General features: G+C 72.3%; 23 protein-coding genes. 15 read left to right on the forward strand and 8 right to left on the reverse strand.

The window, feature by feature from the left end:
* The first annotated feature begins 15 nt into the window (after positions 1-15).
* From VGH76_RS22970 to VGH76_RS22980, 3 genes are all read left to right on the forward strand, one after another.
* Positions 16-774, forward strand: a complete 759-nt coding sequence (locus VGH76_RS22970) for a glucose 1-dehydrogenase (protein WP_331559054.1) — start codon at positions 16-18, stop codon at positions 772-774.
* Positions 775-886: 112 nt separating this feature from the next.
* On the forward strand, positions 887-1,663 hold the full coding sequence (locus VGH76_RS22975; RefSeq protein ID WP_331559055.1) for an enoyl-CoA hydratase/isomerase family protein: 777 nt from the start codon (positions 887-889) through the stop codon (positions 1,661-1,663).
* A gap of 38 nt (positions 1,664-1,701) precedes the next feature.
* The gene (locus tag VGH76_RS22980; protein WP_331559056.1) at positions 1,702-2,517 is read left to right on the forward strand and encodes an enoyl-CoA hydratase/isomerase family protein; all 816 of its coding nucleotides are present in this window, start codon (positions 1,702-1,704) and stop codon (positions 2,515-2,517) included.
* On the opposite strand, the gene VGH76_RS22985 is transcribed toward VGH76_RS22980, so the two are convergent.
* Complete coding sequence (locus VGH76_RS22985; RefSeq protein WP_331559057.1) at positions 2,514-3,836, reverse strand: NAD(P)/FAD-dependent oxidoreductase; 1,323 nt, start codon at positions 3,834-3,836, stop codon at positions 2,514-2,516. The two genes, VGH76_RS22980 and VGH76_RS22985, sit on opposite strands and share 4 nt — an antisense overlap.
* Positions 3,837-3,932: 96 nt before the next feature.
* On the opposite strand from VGH76_RS22985, the gene VGH76_RS22990 reads away from it, so the two are divergent.
* Entirely contained in the window at positions 3,933-4,727 is a 795-nt protein-coding gene (locus tag VGH76_RS22990) for an enoyl-CoA hydratase/isomerase family protein (protein ID WP_331559058.1), read from the forward strand.
* A gap of 42 nt (positions 4,728-4,769) precedes the next feature.
* Here VGH76_RS22990 and VGH76_RS22995 read toward each other — a convergent pair whose 3' ends face one another.
* Positions 4,770-5,672 carry an alpha/beta hydrolase gene (locus VGH76_RS22995; protein WP_331559059.1) on the reverse strand — a complete coding sequence of 301 codons (903 nt, stop codon included), beginning with the start codon at positions 5,670-5,672 and terminating at the stop codon, positions 4,770-4,772.
* Between the two features lie 104 nt (positions 5,673-5,776).
* On the opposite strand from VGH76_RS22995, the gene VGH76_RS23000 reads away from it, so the two are divergent.
* Genes VGH76_RS23000 through VGH76_RS23010 form a run of 3 tightly spaced genes read left to right on the forward strand, consistent with a single transcriptional unit; the run spans position 5,777 to position 8,914 of the window.
* Entirely contained in the window at positions 5,777-6,754 is a 978-nt protein-coding gene (locus tag VGH76_RS23000; RefSeq protein WP_331559060.1) for a quinone oxidoreductase family protein, read from the forward strand.
* 46 nt (positions 6,755-6,800) lie between these two features.
* Complete coding sequence (locus VGH76_RS23005; RefSeq protein WP_331559061.1) at positions 6,801-7,760, forward strand: nitronate monooxygenase; 960 nt, start codon at positions 6,801-6,803, stop codon at positions 7,758-7,760.
* Positions 7,760-8,914, forward strand: coding sequence for an acyl-CoA dehydrogenase family protein (locus tag VGH76_RS23010; protein WP_331559062.1), 1,155 nt, complete (start codon positions 7,760-7,762; stop codon positions 8,912-8,914). The genes VGH76_RS23005 and VGH76_RS23010 overlap by 1 nt, the downstream gene beginning before the upstream one ends.
* On the opposite strand, the gene VGH76_RS23015 is transcribed toward VGH76_RS23010, so the two are convergent.
* Positions 8,906-9,541 (reverse strand): TetR/AcrR family transcriptional regulator, encoded by a 636-nt coding sequence (locus VGH76_RS23015; RefSeq protein WP_331559063.1) that lies wholly within the window; start codon positions 9,539-9,541, stop codon positions 8,906-8,908. The two genes, VGH76_RS23010 and VGH76_RS23015, sit on opposite strands and share 9 nt — an antisense overlap.
* Before the next feature lie 56 nt (positions 9,542-9,597).
* A complete protein-coding gene (locus tag VGH76_RS23020; RefSeq protein WP_331559064.1) occupies positions 9,598-10,845 on the reverse strand; it encodes a PucR family transcriptional regulator in 1,248 nt (415 codons plus the stop codon).
* A 219-nt stretch (positions 10,846-11,064) separates the two neighbouring features.
* On the opposite strand from VGH76_RS23020, the gene VGH76_RS23025 reads away from it, so the two are divergent.
* Entirely contained in the window at positions 11,065-12,222 is a 1,158-nt protein-coding gene (locus tag VGH76_RS23025; protein ID WP_331559065.1) for a phosphotransferase, read from the forward strand.
* A gap of 21 nt (positions 12,223-12,243) precedes the next feature.
* On the opposite strand, the gene VGH76_RS23030 is transcribed toward VGH76_RS23025, so the two are convergent.
* The 3 genes from VGH76_RS23030 to VGH76_RS23040 form a co-directional block, all read right to left on the reverse strand.
* The gene (locus VGH76_RS23030; protein ID WP_331559066.1) at positions 12,244-13,446 is read right to left on the reverse strand and encodes a CoA transferase; all 1,203 of its coding nucleotides are present in this window, start codon (positions 13,444-13,446) and stop codon (positions 12,244-12,246) included.
* Positions 13,443-14,948, reverse strand: a complete 1,506-nt coding sequence (locus VGH76_RS23035) for an AMP-binding protein (RefSeq protein ID WP_331559067.1) — start codon at positions 14,946-14,948, stop codon at positions 13,443-13,445. Before VGH76_RS23035 ends, VGH76_RS23030 begins: the two co-directional genes overlap by 4 nt.
* Before the next feature lie 154 nt (positions 14,949-15,102).
* Positions 15,103-16,680 carry a long-chain fatty acid--CoA ligase gene (locus VGH76_RS23040; RefSeq protein WP_331559068.1) on the reverse strand — a complete coding sequence of 526 codons (1,578 nt, stop codon included), beginning with the start codon at positions 16,678-16,680 and terminating at the stop codon, positions 15,103-15,105.
* Between the two features lie 202 nt (positions 16,681-16,882).
* Between VGH76_RS23040 and VGH76_RS23045 the strand changes: the two genes are divergently transcribed.
* Positions 16,883-17,317: an ester cyclase gene (locus tag VGH76_RS23045; protein WP_331559069.1), complete on the forward strand. Its 435-nt coding sequence runs from the start codon at positions 16,883-16,885 to the stop codon at positions 17,315-17,317.
* Positions 17,318-17,346: 29 nt separating this feature from the next.
* Entirely contained in the window at positions 17,347-18,816 is a 1,470-nt protein-coding gene (locus tag VGH76_RS23050; protein WP_331559070.1) for an NAD(P)/FAD-dependent oxidoreductase, read from the forward strand.
* A 124-nt stretch (positions 18,817-18,940) separates the two neighbouring features.
* On the opposite strand, the gene VGH76_RS23055 is transcribed toward VGH76_RS23050, so the two are convergent.
* Entirely contained in the window at positions 18,941-19,648 is a 708-nt protein-coding gene (locus VGH76_RS23055) for a FadR/GntR family transcriptional regulator (RefSeq protein WP_331559071.1), read from the reverse strand.
* A 162-nt stretch (positions 19,649-19,810) separates the two neighbouring features.
* Between VGH76_RS23055 and VGH76_RS23060 the strand changes: the two genes are divergently transcribed.
* The 5 genes from VGH76_RS23060 to VGH76_RS23080 are packed head-to-tail and all read left to right on the forward strand — an operon-like array spanning position 19,811 to position 24,242.
* A complete protein-coding gene (locus tag VGH76_RS23060) occupies positions 19,811-20,845 on the forward strand; it encodes an amidohydrolase family protein (protein ID WP_331559072.1) in 1,035 nt (344 codons plus the stop codon).
* On the forward strand, positions 20,842-21,678 hold the full coding sequence (locus VGH76_RS23065) for an alpha/beta hydrolase (protein ID WP_331559073.1): 837 nt from the start codon (positions 20,842-20,844) through the stop codon (positions 21,676-21,678). The genes VGH76_RS23060 and VGH76_RS23065 overlap by 4 nt, the downstream gene beginning before the upstream one ends.
* Before the next feature lie 4 nt (positions 21,679-21,682).
* Positions 21,683-22,978, forward strand: coding sequence for an aromatic ring-hydroxylating dioxygenase subunit alpha (locus tag VGH76_RS23070; protein WP_331559074.1), 1,296 nt, complete (start codon positions 21,683-21,685; stop codon positions 22,976-22,978).
* Positions 22,975-23,469: an aromatic-ring-hydroxylating dioxygenase subunit beta gene (locus VGH76_RS23075; protein WP_331559075.1), complete on the forward strand. Its 495-nt coding sequence runs from the start codon at positions 22,975-22,977 to the stop codon at positions 23,467-23,469. Before VGH76_RS23070 ends, VGH76_RS23075 begins: the two co-directional genes overlap by 4 nt.
* The gene (locus VGH76_RS23080; protein WP_331559076.1) at positions 23,466-24,242 is read left to right on the forward strand and encodes an SDR family NAD(P)-dependent oxidoreductase; all 777 of its coding nucleotides are present in this window, start codon (positions 23,466-23,468) and stop codon (positions 24,240-24,242) included. Before VGH76_RS23075 ends, VGH76_RS23080 begins: the two co-directional genes overlap by 4 nt.
* The last annotated feature ends 9 nt before the right edge of the window (positions 24,243-24,251 follow it).

A 24,251-nucleotide genomic window follows, 5' to 3' on the forward strand; every position in this document is an offset into this window, starting at 1 on the left:
CCACGAGAGGACACCATGAGCAACCGCACGGCCTTCGTCACCGGCGGCGCCCAGGGCATCGGCCAGGGCATCGCCACCACCCTCGGCGCCGCGGGTCACCGGGTCGCCGTCGTCGACCTCGACCTGGCCGCCGCCCAGGCGACCGCGTCGGCCATCACCGAGGCCGGCGGCACCGCGCTCGCCGTGCAGGCCGACGTCACCGACACCGCGGCCGTGCAGGCGGCGGTCAAGACGGTCACCGAGGAGCTCGGGCCGATCGAGATCGCGGTCAACAACGCGGGCTGGGACGACTTCATGCCCTTCCTCGACACCACCGAGGACTTCTGGGACCGCATCCTGGACATCAACTTCAAGGGCGCCCTGCGGGTCATCCAGACCGTGGTCCCGGGCATGGCCGAGCGCGGCTACGGCCGCGTGGTCAACATCGGCTCCGACGCCGGCCGCGTCGGGTCCTCCCTCGAGGCCGTGTACTCCGGGGCCAAGGGCGGGATCATCGCGTTCACGAAGACCCTCGCCCGCGAGGTCGCGACGAAGGGCGTCACCGCCAACACCGTCTGCCCCGGGCCCACGGACACGCCCGCGCTGCGGAAGTTCGCGGACGCGTCCGGGCAGGACGCCGACAAGGTGCTCGGCGGCATGACCCGCGCGGTGCCGATGCGCCGGCTCGCCCAGCCCGAGGACGTGGCGGCCGCCGTCGCGTTCTTCGCCTCCGACGCCGCCGGCTACGTCACGGGCCAGACGCTGTCCGTCAGTGGTGGCCTGACGATGGCCTGAGGTGCGGGTCTCGGGGCCACCCGAGCCCGTCCACGGGCCAGGCGCCGCCCCGACTTCGGTCGCTTCCCGCGCCGTCCGTGACGAGCGCCCCCACCCGAGCGAGAGGACACCGATGACCGAGGAGCTCCCCGTCACGTGGGAGGACGTCGCCGACCGCGTGCTCGCCGTGACGCTCGACCGCCGTCCCGCGAACGCGCTCGGGCCGCCGATCATCGACGGTCTGAACGCGGCGCTCGACGAGGCGGAGCGTCGCGGCACCCGCGTGCTCCTGCTGGAGTCGGCGATCCCCGGGTTCTTCGTCGCCGGCGCCGACATCAAGCACCTGGGCACCGTCGACGCGGCGTCGTTCACCGCCTACGGCGACCGGCTGCGGGCCGTCGTGGAGCGCCTCGCGGCGGCCGACCTGGTCAGCGTCGCCGTGGTGGAGGGCGTTGCCCTGGGCGGGGGGCTGGAGCTCGCGATGGCCGCGACGATGCGGGTCGCCGGGACGGACGCGCGCTTCGGGCTGCCCGAGGTCCGGCTGGGGCTCATCCCGGGGGCGGGTGGGACGCAGCGGCTGCCGCGGCTCGTCGGCCGAGGCCGGGCGGTCGACATCATGGCGACGGCCCGCCAGGTCCCCGCCGACGAGGCCGCGGCCATCGGGCTGGTCGACCGGCTGGTCGGGGCGGGGGAGGCGCGCGCCGAGGCCGAGCGGCTCGCCGGCGAGCTCGTCGCGCTCCCGCGGACCGCGCTGGCCGCGGTCGCGAGCTGTGCCGACGCGGCGTTCGACCTGCCGCTCCCGGACGGGCTGGCCTTCGAGGTCGCCCGTATCCAGGAGCTGTTCGAGCACGGCGAGGCCTCCGAGGGCATCGCCGCGTTCCTCGAGAAGCGGCCGCCGAAGTTCGGCTGACCGATGCGACCCGCTCACCGGTGAGAGGAAGCCCTTCCGTGACCGAGCACGACGACGCCGGGTGGACCACGCTGCGTCTGGACCGACCGCGCGACGGCGTCGTCGTCCTGACCCTCGACCGTCCGGACCGCTTCAACGCGATGACGGACACGATGTTCGCCGAGCTCGAGACGGTGGCGACCCGCCTCGACCGGGAGGACGGGGTCCGGGTCGTCGTCGTGACGGGCGCGGGTCGGGCGTTCTGCGGCGGCTACGACCTCGCCGACGCCGAGGAGCTGACCTCGCTCGGCGCCATCGGCATGCTCGACCTGCAGGAGCGTGCCGCCCGCGCCCTCACGGCCGTCCGCTCGATCCGCGTGCCGGTGATCGCCGCCGTCAACGGCGCGGCCGCCGGCGGCGGTCTGGCCCTGGCGCTGGCGGCGGACATCCGTCTCGGCTCCCCGGCGGCGAAGTTCAACGCCGCGTTCGTGCGCATCGGGCTGTCCGCCGGGGACCTCGGGACCTCGTGGCTGCTGCCGCGCCTGATCGGGCCGGCCGCCACGGCGGAGTTCGTGTTCACCGGCCGGCTCATGGAGGCCGAGGAGGCCGCGCGCACCGGCCTGCTCAACCGGATCGTCCCGGCCGAGGAGCTCCTCGACGCGGCGGTCGAGATGGCCGGGCTCATCTCCGCCAACTCCCCCGCCGGCGTCCGGATGTCGAAGCGGGCGCTCCAGTCGAACATGGAGGTCAGCTCCTACGCCGCGGCGCTGGAGCTGGAGAACCGGGGGCAGGCCCTGCTCACCCGCACCGAGGACATGCCCGAGGCGCTCTCGGCCATGCGGGAGAAGCGGTCCCCGGAGTTCCGGGGCCGCTAGCGCGGGGCGCCGGCGACGGCGTTCAGCGCGGCGCGCTCGCCGGACAGGATCGCGGCCTCGATCCCGGCGTGGGCGAAGTAGTCGCCGGCCAGGTACATGCCCTCGGGCATCTGCCCGTGCAGCACGTCCATCCGGGCGTAGTGGCCCGGGGTCGCGATCGAGAGCCCGCGCGGGTAGTGGAACAGCTCGATGACGTCCGGGCGCGGCGCAGGGCCGTAGACCTCCGTGATCGCGGCGAGGGCCTCCTCGACGATCTCGTCGTCGGTCATGTCGGCCAGGGGCGGGGTGTAGAAGTACACGCCGACGCCCTCGCCGCCCGGCGGCACCGAGCCCGGGTGGCGGTGGCTCTGCAGGACACACGCGCCCCAGGCCCGCGGCGTCGTGGCCGGGAGGGCGACGCTCGCGGCGAACTTCGGCCAGGGGTTGACCTTGTACCCGACCTGGACGTGCGCGTAGTCGGAGTAGGGGCACTCCCGCAGCGTGCGCACGCTGTGGTCGGGGGCGATCCCCTCCAGCAGGTCCGCGGCCACCCCGGGCTCGGGGGCCATGACGACCGCGTCGACCTCGTGGGTGGTCCCGCCGGCCTGGAGGCGGTAGCCGCCCGCGGGGCCGGTCGCGACCTTCTCGACGGCCGTCGACAGGTGCAGCTCCAGACCCGGCGTCGCGTCGACGATCCACCGGCTGATCTGGCCGGCACCGCCGGGCGGCACCGAGAGGGAGAGCTTGTGGAACTGCTTGATGACGGCGTGGAACAGCGCGGGTGAGAGCCAGCCGAGCGGCACCGCGTACAGGAAGCCCATGTACGGCTCGGTGATGTAGCGGGTACCGCGGTCCCCGAGGACACGGCGTGACCAGGACTCCAGGTCGCCGGTGTCCCACTTCGCGAGCTCCGCGCCGTCGAAGCACGACTGCGGCCCCGGCGAGAGGAACGTCCTCGCGACCCCGACGGCGATCCGGAGCTTGTCCCGCCAGCTCAGCACGGGCATCCCGAGGAAGCTGACCACCTGGTCGAACTTCGCCCGGTAGCGCTGCCCGTCGTCGTCGAGGACCTGCGTCCGGGCGTCCCATGGCACCAGCTCCCCGTCGTGACCGAGCTCCTCCAGCAGCGCGTGGGTGCGGGGGTAGATGCCGCCCATGAGGAACAGCGCCCCCGAGCCGAAGCTGAACCCCTCGCGCTCGAGCTGACTGGTGCGCCCGCCGACGTGGTCCTGGGTCTCGAAGAGGACGACATCGTGCCCGTGCTTGCGCAGGTAGTACGCCGCCGCGCATCCGGCGGGCCCGCCACCGACCACCGCAGTCTTCACGTTCTCACCCGTCATCCCGTGGGAGCACCCACCCGCGTTCGCCTTTTTGGCCTGACCTTCATACCATCGACCAAATTCGTGGGACAGACCACATCGAGGAGGACACGGTCGATGGCCGACGAGGGTCGAGCTCCGGTGCGCTACGAGGTGGACGGGGAGGGCGTCGCCACGCTCGTCCTCGACCGCCCGGAGAGCCGCAATGCCCTGACCGACGATCTGCTCGACGCGCTGCTCGCGCGGCTGGTCGAGGCGAAGGCGGACGACGCGGTCCGGGTCGTGGTCCTGACGTCGTCGCACGAGAAGGTCTTCTCCGCGGGCGGTGACCTCAAGGCCTTCGCGTCCGACGTGCCGGTCGTCGAGAAGTACGCCGGGCTCGACCGGTTCCCGCGCCTCTACACGGCGATCGCCGAGCTGGGCAAGCCGGTGATCTGCGCGACGGAGGGCGACGTCCTGGCCGGGGCCTTCGGGCTCGCCCTCGCCTGCGACCTGGTCATCGCGCGTCGCGGGGTCCGCTTCGGCTGCCCCGAGATCAACGTCGGCGTCTTCCCGTTCATGATCTCGGCGCTGATCTACCGCTCGATCGACCGGATGAAGGCCAACGAGCTGATGATGCTGGGCGAGCCGGTCGACGCCGACGAGGCCCACCGGCTGGGCTTCGTCAACGTGGTCGTCGGCGCCGACGAGTTCGACGAGACCGTGCGGACGTGGGCACGCAAGGTCGCGTCGAAGTCCCCCTTGCTCATGGGACTGGGCAAGGACGCGATCGCGGCCACGCGCGACATGGCCCTGCCGGAGGCCCTCGACGCGCTGCGGTCCCGGCTCGCGCTGGCCTTCACCACCGAGGACATCCAGGAGGGCGTGGCCGCCTTCCGGGAGAAGCGGGAGCCGGTGTGGCGGATGCGCTGACCCCGGCTCCCGATCACGGTTCCCGACGGGCGGGCGCCGGGCTCAGCCCGTGACCCGCTCCACGAAGGCGACGATGTCCGCCACGACCTCGTCGCGGTTGGTCTCGTTCAGGATCTCGTGTCGCGCACCAGGCCATGCGGTGACCGTCACGTCGGTCAGGCCCGCGTCCGCGTACCGGGCCTCGAGCGCCTTGACGAGCGCGAGGCCCGCGTTGACCGGGTCCTGGTCGCCGACCGCGATGTGGATCGGCAGGTCCTTCCGGACGTGGGCCAGCCGCTCCGGGTCGGCCGCGACCGAGCCGCCCATGAACATCGCGCCCATCGCCTCGTCGTCGAGGGTGTAACCGCACTGCGGGTCGGCGACGTAGAGGTCGACCTCGTGCTCGTCCCGGGTCAGCCACTCGAACCCGGTTCGCCCGGGAGCCCACGGCGCGTTGAACGCCTCGAGGTCGGGCGGCGAGTTCGGGTCGAGGTTCGCGGCGAGGATGTCGACGGCGGCGGTGCCCGAGAGGGCCAGACCGGCGATCTCCGCGGAGTGGTCGAGGATCCACTGCTGGCTGGCGAACGACCCGAGGCTGTGGGCGAAGAGCACGACGGGCACACCCGGATGCCGGTCGTGCGCCGCGCCGATCAGGACCCCGATGTCGTCGATGAGCCGGTTCCATCCGTCCGGCCCCGTCTGCCCTTGCTGGTCGAGGCTCGCGACCGAGCCGCCCTCGCTGCGGTGGTCGTGCGCGGACACGGCGAAGCCGGCCGCGAGCAGCGCACCGGCCAGACGCTGGAACCCGCCCCGTCGGACGTGGTCACCCACGCCCGCGAGGATGTGCACGACGCCGCGCGGCGTGCCCTCCGGCTCCCCGTGGTAGGCGAACAGGTCCCAGCCGTCGGAGCCCGCGATGCGGAACTCGGTCACGGGCACGGTCAGCGGGTGCTCTGGAAGCGTCATGTGACGCATCCTACTTGTGGCCTGACCATTGAAAAGGATGCACGATTCCGGAGAGCGTCGCCCGCCGGCCGGCAGCGCTGACCACGTCGAGGGAGTGCAACACGATGAAGGCAGCAGTCGTCCACGCCTGGGGCGGACCGGACGTCCTCACCGTGGAGACGGTGCCCGACCCGGTGCCGGGGCCCGGCGAGGTCGTGGTCCGCCTCCGCGCCGCCTCGCTGAACTGGCACGACGCGATCGTCCGCAGCTCCGGCCGGGGCGCCGAACTGCCGTCCATCCTCGGCATGGACGGCGCCGGGGTCCGCGAGGACACCGGCGAGGAGGTCGTCGTCTACCCGTGCCTGGACTGGGGGCCCTCGCGGGTCGCCTCCGGCCCCGGGTTCTCGATCCTCGGCGACCGGACCGACGGCACCTACGCCGAGGCGGTCGCGGTGCCCGAGGCCAACCTCGTCGCCAAGCCGGAGCACCTGTCCTGGGAGGAGGCGGCCGCCCTGCCGTGCGCGGCGCTGACCGCGTACCGGGCTCTCTTCACGCGCGCCGGTGTGCAGGCCGGCGAGACGGTCCTCGTCCTGGGCGCCGGCAGCGGGGTCTCGACGTACGCCGTCACGTTCGCGGCCGCGGCCGGCGCGACGGTCCTCGTCACCTCGTCGAGCACGGCGAAGATCGACGCCGTGCGGGCACTCGGAGCCCACGAGGGCTTCCTCTACACCGAGGACGGGTGGACGGAGAAGGTCGTCGCGGCGACCGGGGGTGGCGTCGACGTCATCGTCGACGGGGCGGGAGCCACCCTGGGAGATTCCCTCGCCTGCCTGAAGCCCGGTGGCCGGGTCGCCGTCTTCGGCGCCAGCGCCGGGCCGACGGCGACGGTGCAGATCCCCGCGCTCTACTTCGGACAGTTCTCGATCCTCGGGACGACGCTCGGCAGCCCCGAGGACTTCCGCGACATGCTGGGCCTGGTCGCCGAGCATCGTGTCCGCCCCGTACTCGACTCGACGTACCCGTTGTCGGACATCGTCACGGCGCACACCCACCTGGAGGCCCGGCGACACGTCGGGAAGCTCGTGGTCGTCCCCGACGAATAGGCGCAGATACTAGGACAGCTGTCCGGACACCTGTACGCTCACGGCCATGACGACACCCCCGGGACCGGCGAGGGACGCCCTGCGGGCCCCCGTGATCGTGGCGCCGATGTTCCTGGTCTCCGGTCCCGAGTTCGTGATCGAGTCGTGCCGGGCCGGGCTCGTCGGGTCCTTCCCCACGCAGAACGCCCGGACGTTCGAGGACCTGGTCGACTGGTTCGACCGGATCCGGGCCGGGGTCGCGGACCTGCCCGGGGCCTCCTGGGCGATCAGCATGATCGTGCACCGCAGCTATGAACGCTTCGCCGCCGAGCTCGAGCTCGTCCAGGAGTACCGCCCGGACGTCGTGGTCACCGCCCTGGGCCCGCCGAGCCGTGTCCTCGACGAGGTGCACGGCTACGGCGGCGCGGTGTACGCGGACGTCATGTCGGTCGAGCACGCCCGCAAGGCCGCGGACGCCGGGGCCGACGGCCTCGTGCTCGTCTGTCACGGCGCCGGTGGCCACACCGGGCGGCTGTCGCCCTTCGCGTTCGTGGACGAGGTCCGGCGGTTCTTCGACGGCCCGCTGGTCGTCGGCGGCGCCGTGTCGACCGGGCGCGCCGTCCGGGCCGTCGAGGTGCTCGGGGCCGACTACGCCTACATGGGCACCCGGTTCATCGCCTGCCCCGAGTCGCTGGTGAACGATCGCTACCGGGACATGCTGGTCCGCTCCGAGCTCGGCGACGTCACCGCGACCGCGGCGGTCACCGGGGTGCTGTGCAGCTGGCTCACCGAGAGCCTCACCGACGCCGGCTACGACCCCGAGAGCCTGGCGGAGGCCGGCCGGATCGACTTCTCCGACGTGCACGGCGAGCACAAGCCCTGGAAGGACATCTTCGGGGCGGGCCAGGGCGTCGGGGAGATCGACAGCGCGGCGTCGCTGGCCGACGTGGCGGACCGGATCGTGGAGGAGTACCGGGCCGCGGGCGGGCACGTTGCGCAGCAGCGCCGGGCGGAGGTGGGTGTCTGATGGTGTCGTTCGCGTTCGACGACGAGCACGAGCAGTTCCGGAAGTCCCTCGAGGACTTCAGCCGGAAGGAGCTCGCGCCGCACTACCGCGAGCGGGCCGCGTCCACGGAGTTCCCGTTCGCGGTCTTCCGGCAGCTCGGCGAGCTCGGTGTTCTCGGGATCGGGCTGCCCGAGGAGTTCGGCGGCAGCGGCGAGGACGATCCCGTCCTGCTGGGTCTGGCCACCGAGACGCTGGCCTACGGCGACGTGAACCTCGCGTCGGCTCCGGTCCAGATCGGGCTGATCGCCTCGCAGCTGGTCCACGGCACCCGCGAGGTCCAGGAGCGCTACCTGCCGGCCATGATCGAGGGTCGCGAGACGGTCGCGATCGCCCTGACCGAGCCGGGATCGGGGTCGGACGCGAGCGCCCTGTCGACCGTGGCCCGTCCGGAGAACGGCGGGTGGCTCCTGTCCGGGGAGAAGACGGCGATCACCTGGGCGTGCAACGCCTCGGCCGCGCTGGTCTACGCCCGGGAGCCCGGCAGCAGCCGGGCCCGCGGTGTCAGCTGCTTCCTGGTGCCGCTGAACGCGCCGGGCGTCACCGTCCGCCCCGCGCCGGGTATGGGGTGCCTCCCGCTGGGCTGGGGGTCCATCCACTTCGACTCGGTGTTCGTGCCGGAGGAGCACCTGGTCGGGGAGCAGGGCCGCGGCTTCCATACGGTCATGGGCCACTTCGACTTCAGTCGTGCCGCCCTGGGCCTGATGTGCCTCGGCGCCGCGCGGGCGAGCCTGGACGAGGCCGCCGTCTACGCCACCCAGCGGGAGACCTTCGGCCGGCCGATCGGCGACAACCAGGGCGTCTCGTTCCAGCTGGCCGAGCACGCCACGTACCTCGAGGCCGCACGGTGGATGTGCTACCGCGCGCTGTGGCTGCGCGCCGAGCACCGGCCCCACACCTCGCTGGCGTCGATGAGCAAGTGGTGGCCGCCGGTGGTCGCGAAGGACGCGATCGAGTCCGCGATGAAGATTCACGGCAACCTCGGCTACTCCGCGGAGTTCCCGTTGCAGCAACGGCTTCGCGACGTCATGGCCTACCTGGTGGCGGACGGGACGGCGGAGATCCAGAAGCGGATCATCTCGAAGGAGATCCTGGCCCGCGGGTCGGTCTCATTCTGATCGGCGGGCCGGGGCGTAGAGGACGTTCCAGATGATCAGCGTGTAGGCGTCCAGCAGGGAGTCGATCCTCGCGGACTCGGCCCGCACCATGCGGTGCAGCCCCCGCTCGGCCATCCACTGGAGCCAGTACGCGGTCTCGTGCGGGGGCAGCGACGGGTCGACGAAACCACCGGTCTGACCCCGCTCGATGTGGGCGGCCAGCCCCGCGATGTAGCTCGCCATCGCCTCGTCGACGGCCTGCCGGATGTCGTGGTCGTAGCCGATCGCCTCGTGCGTCGCGGCCATCAGCTCGGGGTGCGGGCGGTAGGCGGCGACGATCCCGGCCAGCGCCGCGCGCAGGTCGCCCCGGTCGGCGGTCGCCCCGAGGGCCCACCACGCCCGGGCCGCCGTCGTGATCGTGGCGCTGACGTCGGCGTACCAGGATCGCAGCAGGTCGGCCTTGTCCTCGAAGTAGACGTAGAACGTGGTCCGCGACAGGCCCGCCTCGGCGACGATCTCCCCGACCTTGATGTCGGTGAACGTCTCCCCGTTCCGGAGGCGCCGCTCCACGACCTCGAGGAGCCGGGTGCGGGCGGCGGCGCGCCGACCGGCACGCGTCCGGCGTCGGTCGGTCACCGGCTCGGTCACGGTCCGATGCTACGGAGGTGGTCCCGGGCGCGGACGACGTCGGTCCCGAGGGCGGGTCAGGGGCCGTGCAGCGCGGCGTGGATCGTGAGGGCGGCGTCGAGGTCGCCGGTCCCTGAGGTCAGCGAGCGCCCGAGCAGCTTCTCCGCCTGGCCGATCCGGTAGGTCACCGTCTTGTGGTGCACGGCGAGCGCGCGGGCGGCGTCGGCCCGGCTGTGCCCGTGCGCGAGGTAGGCCCGCAGCGTGGCGCGGAGTCGTTCGACGGCCTCGTCGTCCTCGGCGAGCCGACCGAGCCGGTCCGTGGCGAAGCGCCGGGCGCGGTCGGGGTCCGCACAGAGGACGGCCGCCAGCTCGACGTCGGCGAAGCGGGTCACGCCGCCACGGGGGCCGGGGCGCAGGCGGGCGACCCGCTCCGCCTCCCGGGCGCGGGTGTGCGAGGTGCGGAACCCCTCCCGGCCGCGACCCGGCTCGCCCAGACCGATCAGCACGTCGTCCGGGGTGAGCCGCGCGAGGTCGACGAGCTCGTCCTCACCCGGCCGGGCGGGCCAGGAGATCCAGCCCCACCAGGTGCCGTCCCCGGCCGGCAGCGTCAGCGCCGGGGCTCCGGTCCGGTCGATCAGGCGTTGGACCTCGTGGCGGACCCCGGCGGTGTCCGACAGCGGGGACGCGACGAGGGCGACGTGCACCCGGGTGAGGTCGTGGCCCAGCGCCCGGCCGGCGGCCGGCACGTCCACCGCCTCCGAGCCCAGCAGGGCCCGGACGACGGCGGCGCGTCCGAGCTCGCCCGTCCCGCCGACGCGCCCCGGACCGGGTCCGGGGTCGGTGGGGAAGTCCGCGACGATGCGTTGGCAGACGGCGTCGATGAAGTCGAACAGGTGCCGCGAGGAGGTCCGCAGCACGGCGAGCAGCAGCGGTCCGCGGTCGTCGGCCGTGCTGCTGTCGAGCTCCGCCTCGACGTGGTCGGTCCAGATCCGCCAGAGCAGGTCGTGCCCGACCCGGTACGCCCGCAGCAGGTGGGTGACGTCGCCCCCGCCGGCGAGCATCCGGCGCACGAGATCCTGGGTCCCGGCCGGAGCGTCGATCGTGGTGGACGGGACCCCGAAGGCCATCGTCGCGAGCATTGCGCCGATGTTCTGGTCCGTGCTGTGCCGCACCACCGCGACCGCGTCCTCGCCGCCGGCCGGCGCGAGCTCCGGCACCAGGCGCACGACGTGCTCGGTCACCTGCCCGGCGATGACCTCGCTCTGGGGCAGCAGCGCCCGGGCGAGCCGGCGGACCTCGCCATCGGCGATCTCGTCGAGAGTCATTCCGTTGTCCATTCCTGCCCACGATCGCCCGCGCTGTGGATGACATCGTCGAACCACAGCCCGCAGGACGGAAGGTCGTGCGCTGAGAGTGGCATCGAACGGCCGAACTGCTGTCCGCTCGACCGTCGAGGACTCGACGATATGGCCTCCACGATGTGACGCAGGTCGCGCCCGTCGATCAGCGGGCGCGTCGACACCGCCGTCGTGAGGAGCACCGTCGTGGAGACCACGTTCGACGAGATCAAGAAGCACTACGCCGCCGAGGTCGACCGGGCCGCCGACCGGACGATGAAGGCCGCCTCGGAGCTGCCGATGAGCTACGAGGAGATCACGCCGGCCTGGCTGACCGCGGTGCTGGCCGGTGACCGTACGGGCGCCGAGGTGGTGTCGCACCGCCTCGGCGACGTCGACGAGGGCACCTCGAGTCGCCGGCGCATCTTTCTCGAGTGGAACGAGGCCGGGGTGTCCGCGGGCCTGCCGGGAAGCGTGTTCTGCAAGAGCACCATGACCCTGGAGAGCCGGTACCTGCTCGGGATGAACGGGGGCATCGCCGCGGAGACCATCTTCTTCCGGGACGTCCGCGCGCACCTCGGGATCCGCGCCCCCCACGCCTACTACTCCGAGTTCGACCCGCGGTCGTTCAACTCGTTCATCATCCTCGAGGACATGGCCGACCAGGTCACCTTCGGCGACTACACCATGACCCTGACCGAGGAGCAGGCGCGCGACCAGCTGGCCACCCTCGCGACGGTGCACGCCCGCTACCAGGACAGCCCGGCCCTGCACACCGAGCTCGCATCCTGGAACGACTGGGAGAAGTACTTCACGATCACGGTCGAGAAGGCGGGGTTCGGTCCCGCCTGCGAGCGCGGGTTCCGGCAGGCCGAGGACGTGATCCCGGAGCGGCTGTTCGCCCGCGCCCAGGAGATCTGGCCGGCCACGCTGCGCGGCGTCCTCGAGCACTCGACGCTGCCCCGCACGCTGATCCACTCCGACGTGCACCTGAAGAACTGGTACATCGACGCCGACGGCCGCATGGGCCTCAACGACTGGCAGTGCTCCTGCAAGGGTCACTGGGGCCGTGACGTCGCCTACGTCATCTCCACCGCGCTGGGCGTCGAGGACCGGCGCCGGTGGGAGCGCGACCTGCTCGCGCACTACGTCGACTGCTTGCAAGCCGAGGGGATCACCGACGTGACCACGGACGACGCCTGGACCGCGTACCGCCACAACCTCTTCTCGGCGCTGGCGTGGTGGACCGGCACCCTCGGCCAGCCGCCGGAGGCCCCCGACATGCAGCCGCCGGAGGCCTCGCGCGAGTTCATCCGCCGCATGACCCACGCCATCGACGACACCGACGCCCTCGACTCCTTCTGAGCGTGCGGCGCCGCGGCGATGTCAGATGACCTCGTCGCGGCGCAGCCGGTCGAGGTCGGCGTCGGTGAGCCCGAGCCGCTCGCGCAGCACGTCCGCCGAGTCCTCCCCCAAGAGCGGGGCGGGCGCGGCGGGACGGGGGCGGGACGCCGACATGCGCACCGGGCTGCCGAGCACGGTGGCGGCGCGGTCGCCGTCGCCGACCTCGGTGAGCATCCCGCGGTCGCGCAGGATCGGGTCGGTGATGACCTCGCCGAGCGACCGGACGGGGGCCGCCGGGATGTCGGCCTCCTGGAGGCGACCGAAGAGCCACGCCGTCGTCGCCTGCTCGGTCCACCGGGTCACGTCGTCGTCGATGCGGTCCATGTCCCGGACGCGGCCCGCCGGGCTCGCGAGCGCGGGGTCGCGTGCCAGGTCGGGCCGGTCCATGAGGTCGCACAGCGCGGTCCAGTGGCGGGGGCGCAGGCACAGGATCGCGATCCAGCCGTCGAGCGCGGGGTAGATGTTGTAGGGGCAGACGGCGAGGCCCCCGTGACGGTTCCCGGTGCGCTCGGGGAAGTCGCCGTCCGCCTCGAGGTACCCGGCGATGTTGGAGGTCAGGGCGGGCAGGATCGCGTCCTGCATCGCGACCTCGACGTGCTGGCCGCGGCCGGTCCGCTCGCGCTGGTAGAGCGCCGCGAGCACCGCGGCCGCCAGGTGCGTCCCGGTCGCGAAGTCGACGACCGCGGGGCCGGCCTTGCTCGGCGGCCCGTCCGCGGGGCCGGTCGTGGTGACGACCCCGGCGATGGCCTGGACGGTGACGTCCATGCCGCGCAGGCCGGCGGCGGCGGGGTGGTCCCCGAAGGCCCGGCCCGATGCGAGGACGAGGCGGGGCGCGACGGTGTGCAGCGTGTCCCAGCCCAGGTCGAGGCGCTCCATCACGCCGTCCGCGAAGTTTTCGACGAGCACGTCCGCAGTGCGGGCCAGCTCGAGGAGGAGCTCCCGGCCCTCCGGCTTCTTGAGGTCGAGACGCAGTCCCTGCTTGCCGGCGTTCAGCATCAGGAACGCCGCGCCGGCGACGTCGCCGGCCGAGCGCCACCGGATCGGCTCCCCGCCGAAGGGTTCGATCTTGATGACGGTGGCGCCCATGGCCCGCAGGAGGTGGGTGCAGTAGGGCCCGGCGTAGATCTGGCCCAGGTCGAGGACGATGACGCCGTCGAGGGCGCCCGCGGTGTCCGGTGCGCTCACCGGTACGCCCGGCGCAGGGTCTCGAGCTCGATCTTGCCGGCGCCGTTGCGCGGGACCTGCTCGACGAAGTCGACCGCGCGGGGGCACTTGTAGTGCGCCAGCTCGGCGCGGCAGTGGGCGACGAGCTCCTCGGCCAGCCCTTCTCGCGGTGTCGACACGGGGGCGACGACCGCGCGGACCTGCTCGCCGAACTCCTCGTCCGGCACGCCGAGCACGGCGACGTCGGCGACGTCCGGGTGCAGCGCGAGCAGGTCCTCGACCTCACGGGGATGGACGTTGACCCCGCCGGTGACGATGACCTGGCTCTCGCGCCCGGTGAGGTAGAGGTAGCCGTCGCCGTCGACGTACCCCAGATCGCCGGCCCAGCCCCAGCCGGGCAGGGCGTCGAGATCGGCGCTCCCGTCGGTGGCCCGCTCCGGTTCACCGGCGTCGGGGCGCACCAGCCACACCCGGCCGATCTCGCCGGTCGCCAGGTCGTGTCCGTCGGCGTCGGTGATCCGCACCGAGCCGCCCTTGGGCCGGCCCACCGACCCGGGGTGCGCGATCCACTCCCGGGGCCCGATCGCGGTGCGGCCGTAGCCCTCGGACGAGCCGTAGTACTCGTGGAGGATCGGACCCCACCAGTCGAGCATCGCCTGCTTCACCGACGGTGGGCACGGCGCCGCACCGTGCACGGCAACGCGGTGGGAGCCCAGGTCGTAGCGATGCTTGACGGTGTCGGGCAGGCGCAGCAGCCGGACGAACATCGTCGGGACCCAGAGGCTGTGGGTGATCCGGTGCCGCTCGATCGCGGCCAGCGAGCCCTCGGCGTCGAAGCGGCGGGCGGTCACCAGGGTGCCGCCGAGCTGGTGGACCGCGTGCATGAAGCCCATCGGCGCGGTGTGGTACGCGGGCCCCGGGCTGTACATGATCGGTGCGGGCTCGCCGGGCCCGGGGACCATGCCGACGTCCGCCATCATCGCCCGGTAGCGCAGCGGAACGTCCCGGGGATGGACCCCCGGAGGATCCTCCCGGTAGGCCTTGGGTCTGCCCGTGGTCCCGGAGCTGAACACCAGGCGCCCGCCCATGGTCTCCGGGAGCTCGGGGTCGGGTGGCGTGGCGTCGACGGCCTCGTCGTAGTCCCGGCCGACGGTCAGGACGGCGGGCGCCGGTGCCCCGCCCAGCGCCGCTCCGAGCGTCGGGGCGAGGCCGGTGTCGGTGACGACGGCCGCGGGGCGGGCCAGGTCGACGAGGGCGCGGAGTTCCTCGGCGCCCAGGTGCACGCTGACCGGCGCGAGCACCAGTCCGGTGCGCCAGCACGCCCAGGCGATCTCGGCCCAGCGGACATCGTTGGGCAGTGCGAGCACGACGACGTCGCCGGTGTCCAGGCCCGCACGGCGCAACCAGGTGGCGAGCGCGGCGCTCCGCGCCTCGACCTCGGCCCAGGTGCGCTGCTCCCCGGTGTCGGCCATCGCGATCGCGGCCCGCTCCGGATCGGTCCGGGCATGGGCGGCGGGGAACACGGTACGAGCCTAGTGTTCTGGCCTGACCATCAGAAGGTCGCTCGCGCACCCGGGAGCCGGTCGTCGGGGCGCCGAGGTCGCGCTGTGCAGGTCGACGACGGTCGCGTAGAGCCCGACGGATGCGGCGCCACCCTGAGCACCAGGGAACGGGAGCTCACGGGTAGCGCCGGCGCAGCTCGGTCTTGAGGACCTTGCCCGTCGCGTTGCGGGGCAGGTCGTCGACGAGCTCGAGGCGCCGCGGCAGCTTGTAGCGTCCGATCCGTTCACCGGCGAACGCGCGGAGCTCCTCGAGATCGACCGTGGCGTCGGTCTCGGCGACGACGACCGCGCACACGGTCTGGCCCCAGCGGTCGTCGGCCGTCCCGATGACGGCGACCTGCGCGACACCGGGGTGGTCGAAGAGCGCCCCCTCGACCTCGGCGGGGTAGATGTTCTCCCCGCCGGAGATGATCATGTCCTTGACGCGGTCGGAGACGAAGACGAAGCCGTCCGCGTCGATGTGCCCGCCGTCGCCGGTCCGGAGCCACCCGTCGTGGAAGGTCGCGGCGGTGGCCTCGGGGTCGTCGAGATAGCCCGGGGTCACGCTGGGTCCGCGGACCTCGATCTCACCGGCGACGTCCGGACCGACCGGGTGCCCCGTGGGATCGACGATGCGCATGTCGCACAGCAACAGCGGCCGTCCGGCCGAGCCGAGCTTGCGGGTGGCGTGCTCGGCGGTCAGGAAGCACGTGACCGGAGAGGCCTCGGTGAGCCCGTATCCCTGCGCCAGGTCGATCTCACGAGCCCGGAAGAGCCGGATCAGGCCGACGGGAACGGGCGCACCACCGGTGATGATCAGTCGGAGAGCCGAGAGGTCGGCGTCGCGGAACCCGGGCAGGTCGGCGATGGCCTCGCACATGACCGGAACCCCGAACATGGTGGTGACCCGCTCGTCCACGAGGGCCGCGAGCACGGCCTGCGGTTCGAAGGTCGGGTGGATGACGAGGCGACCGCCCTTGATCCAGGTCGCGATGGTGGTGACGTTGAGGGCCCCGATGTGGAACATCGGGGCACAGACGAGGGACACGTCGTCGTGGGCGATGTCGAGGGCCAGGATGACGCCGATGTTGTGCCACCACAGGTTCGCGTGGGTGAGGACCACGCCCTTCGCCCGGCCCGTGGTCCCGGAGGTGTACATGATCACTGCCGGGTCCGACGGAGCGACCGCAGCGCGCTCGTCGAGCTCCGGGGCTGCGGCGATCAGCTCGTCCCCGTCCTCCCACCCGGAGACCGGCACTCCGGCTCCCGCGCGGACGAACCGTCGGTCCGGTAGCTGGTCACGGATGGCGTCGATCGCGGCGGTGTGCACCTCGTCGGCGAGGATCGTGTGCACACCGGAGTGGCTGATCGCGTGGGCGAGCTCCGGGCCGGCGAACCGGTAGTTGAGCGGGACGAGGATCGCCCCCAGGGTGGCCGCCGCGAAGAGGGTCTCCAGGATGGCCGGATCGTTGAGGCCCAGATAGGCCACCCTGTCGCCGGGCCCCACACCGCCGGCTCGGAGCACATGAGCGAGGCGGCGCACTCGCTCCTGGACCTGGGCGAACGTCCGGGTCTCGCCCCCGAAGGTCACCGCCGGGCGCTCCGGCGACACCCGGGCGCGGCGCTCGAGAACGGCAGCGAGATCGATCTCGGCGCGCGGTGCGCCGAACTCGGCGGCGATGGTGTCGGCGGTTGGGGTCTCGCGAGCGGTCATGGCGAGAGCGAATCAGTCCGCCGAGAGGCTGGTCACCCGTTCTCCACCCGTGGAGCGAGCAAGCTCCCTCCTCGGGAGGAAGCTCCGGGCCGCGTCGAGATGTGAGGGTGATCGCTGACGCAGCCGCAGGTCCTGAAGCCGGTGCGTACGGCGCTTCCGGGCCAGGCCTCTCCAGCTAGCCCGCATCGGAGCGTGATCTCTCGTGTCCGTACCTCCGCCCGAGGTTCTCCTGGCCTATCCCCAGCGCTACTTCGACGCCTGGAACCAGCGTGACATCACCACGGCTCTGCAGGTGGTGAGTCCGAAGGTGCACTGGACCGACCCGCTCGCCCCGGAGCCGATGACCGACCACGACGCGGTCTCCGCGTTCTTCGGCGGTGCCTGGCAGGGCTTCCCCGACATCCACTTCGAGATGATCGGTGCGCCCCTCCTGGACGCGACGGGCGGACGGGTCGCGGCATCCTGGCGGATGACCGGCACCCACACCGGCGAGTTCCCGCCGGGCGCCCCGATCAGCGGGAACGCCTTCGACGTGCCGGGCACTGACGTGTGGGAGGTCGACGCCGAAGGCCGTGCCACCAGCGTGGAGGCCTTCTACGACTCGCTGACCCTGCTACGCGCCATCGGGCTCGCCTGACACTCGTCCATCGGCCGGAGGAACGCTTCGTGAACACCAGGATCGAGCACGCTGACGTCATCATCGTGGGCTCCCGGTGCGCCGGTACGGCGGCAGCGGTGCCGTACGCGCGCGCGGGCAGGAAGGTCGTGGTCCTCGACAAGGGCAGGTTCCCGGCCGACACCCTCTCCACGCACGTGCTCGTGCCCAACGGAGTGCAGGAACTCCAGAAGATGGGTGCGCTCGACCGCATCCTCGCGCTCGGTCCCTCCCGGAGCCGATACCTCACGCTCAAGGACGGCGACCTGGAGATCCGCGAACGCTTCCGGCCCTTCTCGGGCATCGACTACGCGCTGTGCATTCCGCGGGACCAGCAGGACATGGCGCTGGTCGAGACCGCCCGGGAGGCCGGCGCCGACATCCGCGAGAGGACGAAGGTCGACGAGGTCGTCTGGCGCGACGGGCGTGCGGTCGGCGTGCGCTGCTCGTTCGATGACGACGAGTACGAGATCCATGCGAAGCTGGTCGTCGGGGCCGACGGACGTCGTTCCCGTGTCGCGAGCGAGGTCGGAGCCTGGGAGCCCTACCGTGCCTCGAAGAACGGGCGCGGATTCGTCTTCCGCTACGTCGACGATCCACTCGGGACCGACGCCCCGGACGCCCTGGAGATTCATCGGGCCGACGGCGACCAGGTCCTGGTCCTCCCGTCCTGCCCGGCCGGGCGCACCCTCGTGGTCAACATGACCGACGCCGCCGCGATCCCCGCCTACCGCAAGGACTTCCATGCGCAATGGAAGGCGATGATCGAGCGGAACCCCGCGTTGAAGGCCCGTATCGGCGACGCGACCAACATGGGCAAGCCCCGCATGACCGCCGACCTCACCTCCTACTACCGCCGCGCCACGGGTCCGGGCTGGGCCCTGGCCGGCGATGCGGGCCACTTCAAGGACCCGGTCACCGGCAACGGCATGCGCGACGCGTTGAAGTTCGGTCGCCGCCTCGCCGAACTCACCGAGCCCACGCTCGACGATCCCGAACGGCTCGACGTCGCTCTCCGGGATTGGGAGTCCGAGCGGGACGCCGACACCATCTCCACCTACCACTGGGGCAATCGCGAGACCCGACCCGGGGCCACCAGCCCCCTCGTCCGCGAGGTCCTGCGCACGTTCGCGGGCAGCGAGGAACCGAACCTGTCCGACACCTTCAACCGGGCCCGCCCCGTCGAGGCGGTCATCAGCCCCGACCGGCTCGTCCGCGGTCTGATCCGGGTGTGGCGAGCGCCCGGCGCCGACCGGAAGGCGATCCTGCAGGAGCTGCGGACCGAGCTGCCGATGGAACTCTCGCTGCGGCGCCACCGGCTGCTCGACGGGTTTCGGTCGAGAAGGCCGGCCGCGACCGAGCGCGCGGGCTGGAGCGTGGGCGAGCCGAGCTCGCCCGCATCGCACCGGCCGGCCGCCGACGTCGACCACCCGGCCGCCGGCTCCGAGCAGGAGGCCCCCACCCCGACCTCCGCCGCCTAGCGTCCGACCTACGGCACCGCCGTGAGGCCGCGCCGTCACCGCAGGTAGAAGCCTCCGTCGACCTTGCGCGCTGACGTCGATGCTCGTCCACGCGGCCAGGTACCCGGTGACGGACTCGAACGCGTCAGTCGTCGAGACGGCGGAGGTCGCCGCTGTGCAGGCCGACCAGCTTGTGCATGGTCTCGACGTCACCGTCGCTGATGGCCCGGACCATGCCCTCGTGGATCTCCAGGGAGTGGGCGACCCGCGAGTCCGCGGGTTCGACGAACGCCGCGCGCACCATGCCGTTGCGCAGCAGGGCGACCACGGTGTCGTAGAGGCCGACGGCGACGGTGATCCCACTGGCGCGGGCGATCGCGTGGTGCAACCGCATGCTGGCCTCGAGGTAGCCACGGGGGTCCTCGCGGTGGGCGCGCATCTCGTCCAGCGCCCACGACATGGCACGGACGTCCTCGGGCACCGCGCGCGCGACGGCCAGGGTGGCGAACGCGTCGTCGAAGAAGGTGCGGGCGTCGAACAGCTCCCGCGGATCCCGCACCGAGGTGGAGAACCACACGTCGATGGCCCCGAGCCGGACCTGGGCCGGCGTGCCGTCCACGAACACCCCGCCCGACGGCCCGGGGCGGACGGTGATGAGCCCGCGCGCCCGCAGCAGGCGGAGCGCCTCGTCCATGGCCGAGGGGCTGGCGCCGAACCGGGCGATGAGGTCGGTCCGGAGGCCCAGGCGAGCCCCCGTCGCGAGGCCCTGCTCGGCGATCTCCTCCTGCATGGCCTCGGCGATGCGCTCGGCGCGGGATCCCTGCGGTCGGGGCACGTGCGGGGTGTCCTTCATCGGGTTCTCCTCGGTCGGCCGGGGATTAACCAGCGGAAACTCCCTGAAGATTACCCCATCGACGGGGCCTGTTGAGGAGATTCGGGGTACACCCCTTGATATCTTCGTGAAGGTTTCGTAGTTTGCTGTGGTCCAGGTCGCACAGTCGCGAGAGTGGAGACGGTGAGTACCTCGGAGCTCGACGCCATCGACTGGCACACCCACGGGGTCGCGCCGGACCTCTGCGCGCCGGTCGGTCACGCCGACCACGCCTGGCCCGTGGTCGAGCGCCTCGACGAGACCCGCGCGGTGATATGGGTGGGCGACCGGCGCTACCGCGAGATCGACGACCGCTGCTGGTCGGCGGCGCGCCGGATCGCTGACATGGATGCCGAGGGCGTGGCGGTCCAGGTCGTGTCCCCGATGCCGGTGACCCTCTGTCACGACGCCCCGGCCGGTGGAGCCGCCGAGCTCGCCCGGGCCCAGAACACGTTCTTCGCCGCTTTGGTCGACGGGGCGCCGGACCGGTTCCGCGCCCTCGGCGCCGTGCCGCTCCAGGACGTCGACGCGGCCGTCGCCGAGCTGCGCCGCTGCGTGCTCGAGCTCGGCTTCCCGGGGGTCGAGGTCGGGACCCGGGTGGGCCCGCTCGAGCTCGCCGACCAGGCCTTCGCGCCGTTCTTCGACGCCGCCGACGAGCTCGGGGCCGTGGTGTTCGTCCACCCGGTGGACGAGACGCTCGACCCCCGCCTGGCCAGGATGGGCGTGGCCTTCGGGGTCGGGATGCCGACCGAGACGGCGGTGGCCGGGGCCGGCCTGCTCACGGCGGGGACGCTGGTCGAGCGCCCGAACGTCCGGCTCTGCCTGGCGCACGGCGGTGGTGCGCTGCCCGGGATCCTCCCGCGGGTCACGAAGGGCCAGTCGATCGCCGCGGCGGCGGCCGGACGCGGGGCGGTCCCCGAGGCCGACACCGCGCTCACGCGGGCCGGGCAGCTGTGGACCGATTCGCTGACCTACGACGCCACGAGCCTGCGCCTGGTCCTCGACCGTGTCGGCGAGGGCCACGTGGTGCTCGGCACCGACTACCCCTTCGCCGCCCGGGAGGTGCCCGCCGGGGCGGTGCTGCGGGAGCTCGATCCGGACACGCGCACCCGGATCGGTGCCGCGAACGGCGAGACCCTCATGACCAGGACCATCGCTGCAGAACTGGAGCCTCGATGACCACCACGGCCGACGTCAGTGCTGGCCTGTACACCGATGTGCGCGGGGTGCGCACCCATTACCACGACGCCGGCTCCGGCGATCCGGTGATCATGCTGCACGGGTCCGGGCCCGGGGTGTCCGCGTGGGCGAACTGGCGGTTGAACCTGCCGGTGCTCGCCGAGCGTTTCCGCGTGCTCGCCCCGGACATCGTGGGCTTCGGCCACACCGAGCGCCCCGACGACGTCCGGTACTCGCTGCGGAGCTGGACCGACCACGTGTGGGACTTCGCCGACGCGATGGGCCTCGAGCGGTTCTCCCTGATCGGCAACTCGCTCGGCGGGCGGATCAGCCTGGAGATGGCGGCGGAGCGCCCCGAGCGGATCGCGCGGATGGTCCTCATGGGCTCGCCGGGGGTCGGGATGACGATCACCGAGGGCCTCAAGGCGCTCCGTGCGTACGAGCCCTCGCACGACAACATGCGCACGCTGCTCAAGACCAACTTCGCGGTCGACCCGGATCTCATCACCGAGGACCTGGTGCGCGACCGCTACGAGGCGAGTGCCGCGCCCGGGGCGCACGAGGCGTACACCGCGATGTTCAACGACCCGAAGCACGCCGGCGGCGAGCTCGCCATCACCGAGGACCAGGTCCGCGCCATCACGCCCCCGGCCCTGCTGGTGCACGGCCGCGAGGACCGCGTCGTCCCGACCGAGGTGTCGTGGACGATGGTCAACCTGCTGCCCGACGCCGACCTGCACGTGTTCGCCCGGTGCGGGCACTGGACCCAGATCGAACGGGCGGACGAGTTCAACGCAGTGGTCGGGGACTACCTCGGCCGGGCGGGGAAGTGATCACATGACACTGCTGAACGACCCTCCGGACAGCCTGATCACCGGGACGGGATCGCGGCTGGTGGCCGAGGAGCCGGAGCGGTTCCGGGTGCACCGGGACGCGATGACCTCCCCGGACATCCTGACCGACGAACAGCGCAAGATCTTCGACCACAACTGGCTCTACGTCGGTCACGAGTCCGAGGTCGCCGAGCCCGGTGACTACGTGCGCCGCAAGGTCGGCGGCCGGCCGCTGTTCATGGTCCGTGGCGCGAAGAGCAAGCAGATCAACGTCTTCCACAACAGCTGCACCCACCGGGGCGCGGTCGTGTGCCGCCAGGACCAGGGCAACGCCAAGGTCTTCCAGTGCTTCTACCACGCCTGGACCTTCGACTCGGAGGGGAAGCTCTCGGGCGTCCCCGACCGCGACGCCTACGGCGGCACCCTCGACTGGGACGCCCTCCGGCTCAAGCAGGTCGCCCGAGTCGAGTCCTACCGCGGCTTCGTCTTCTGCTGCTACGACCCCGACGTGGTCGGGCTCGAGGAGTACCTGGCCGGGGCCAAGGACTACCTCGACCTGATCCTGGACGCCGCGCCGACCGACATGGAGATCGTCCGCGGGACCAACGAGTACGGGATGGACGCCAACTGGAAGCTGCTGGTCGAGAACTCGATCGACGGCTACCACGCGGTCTCCACCCACGACACGTACTTCAAGTACCTCGTCGCGCTCGGCACCGATCTCTCGGTCGGGGTGAAGGGCACGGCCCACGACCTCGGGAACGGCCACGCCGTCCTCGAGTACGAGGCGCCGTGGGGCCGGCCGGTGGCCAAGTGGGAGCCGCTGTTCGGTGAGGACGCCAAGCCCTCGGTGGAGGGTCTGCGAAACAGCCTCGTCGAGCGTTTCGGCGAGGAGCGGGCGCACCGCATGGCCGACCTCAACCGGAACATGCTGATCTACCCGAACCTCGTCGTGAACGACATCATGGCGCTGACGGTCCGGACGTTCATGCCGACGGCGCCGAACCGCATGGAGATCTCCGCCTGGGAGATGGCACCGCGCGAGGAGCAGCCCGACGTCCGGCAGCGCCGGCTCGACAGCTTCCTGACCTTCCTCGGCCCGGGCGGCTTCGCCACCCCCGACGACATCGAGGCCCTGGAGTCCTGTCAGCAGGGGTTCTCCAGCGGTGGCGTCGAGTGGAACGACATCTCCCGCGGCATGACGCGGGAGCCCGAGGCGAACGACGAGGCCCAGATGCGCGCGTTCTGGCGGCGCTGGCGTGAGGACATGAACCGCGACGACCTCGGGGCGATGCGATGACCGCCCCGCCGCGCACCGTCACCCGCGCCGAGGTCGAGGACCTGCTCTTCCACGAGGCCGAGCTGCTCGACGAGTGGGACCTCGACACGTGGTTGACCCTCTACACCGAGGACTCGCACTACGTCGTCCCGGCGACCGACACCCCGGACGGGAACCCGGCCACCGACCTCGTGCTCATCGACGACGACCGGCTGCGGATGCGGCTGCGCGTCGAGCGGCTCAACAGCCGCAAGGCCCACCGCGAGTACCCGCACTCACGTCTCCGTCATCTGGTGAGCAACGTCCGGGTCCGGGAACCGGAGGGCGACGAGATCCCGGTCCGGGCGAACTTCGTGGTCTGGCGGGCCCGCAACGGCAAGGACGTGACCTTCGTCGGCAGCTACGAGTACCGGCTGGTGCACCGTGACGGGGAGCTGCGCATCCGCGGCAAGCGGGTCATGCTCGACATGACGAGCCTGCGGCCGGCCAACGACGTGGCCATCATCCTGTGAGCGGGCCCCTCGACGGTCGCGTCGCCGTCGTCACCGGCGGCGCCACCGGCATCGGTCGGGCGATCAGCTCGCGCCTCGCCGCCGACGGCGCCGCCGTGGTGGTCGCGGGTCTCGACAAGCCCGAGGTCGACGAGGCCGTGGAGGCACTGACCGCGACCGGGGCCCGGGCGGCGGGCTTCGTCGGCGACCTCGCCGAGCCGGGCGTCGCCGAGGACCTGACGGCCTCCGCCGCCGGCGCGTTCGGGGTAGTCGACATCCTGGTCAACAACGCCGGTGGCGGGGTCATCCGCCCGACCCTCGAGCACACCGAGGAGACCCTGCAGGCCACGATCTCCAACAACCTGTGGACGACCCTGCGCTGCTGCCTGGCGTTCCTGCCGGTGATGCGCGACCGCGGGTACGGGCGGATCGTCAACATCGGCGCCGAGTCGGTCCGCAACGGGCTGACCGACCACGCGGTCTACAACGCCGCCAAGGGCGGGGTCCACGCGCTGGCGTCGGGTCTCGCCCGGGAGTTCGCCGGCGACGGGATCACGGTGAACGTCGTCGCCCCGTCCTACGTCCGGACCGATGCCCTCGACGCGGCGTTGGCCTCGGGCGCGGTGCCGGCTCGCCTGTCGACCGTGGTCGACGACGCGGTGCGGTGGATCCCGATGGGTCGTCCGGCGGAGGTGGACGAGGTCGCGGCCGCCGTGGCCTACCTGGCCCGGGAGGACTCCCGCTTCGTCACCGGACAGGTGCTCGGGGTCAACGGCGGAAGCAGCATGCAATGAGGTTCCGGA

It is taken from the genome of Actinomycetospora sp., from assembly GCF_036497585.1.
GTDB lineage: Bacteria > Actinomycetota > Actinomycetes > Mycobacteriales > Pseudonocardiaceae > Actinomycetospora.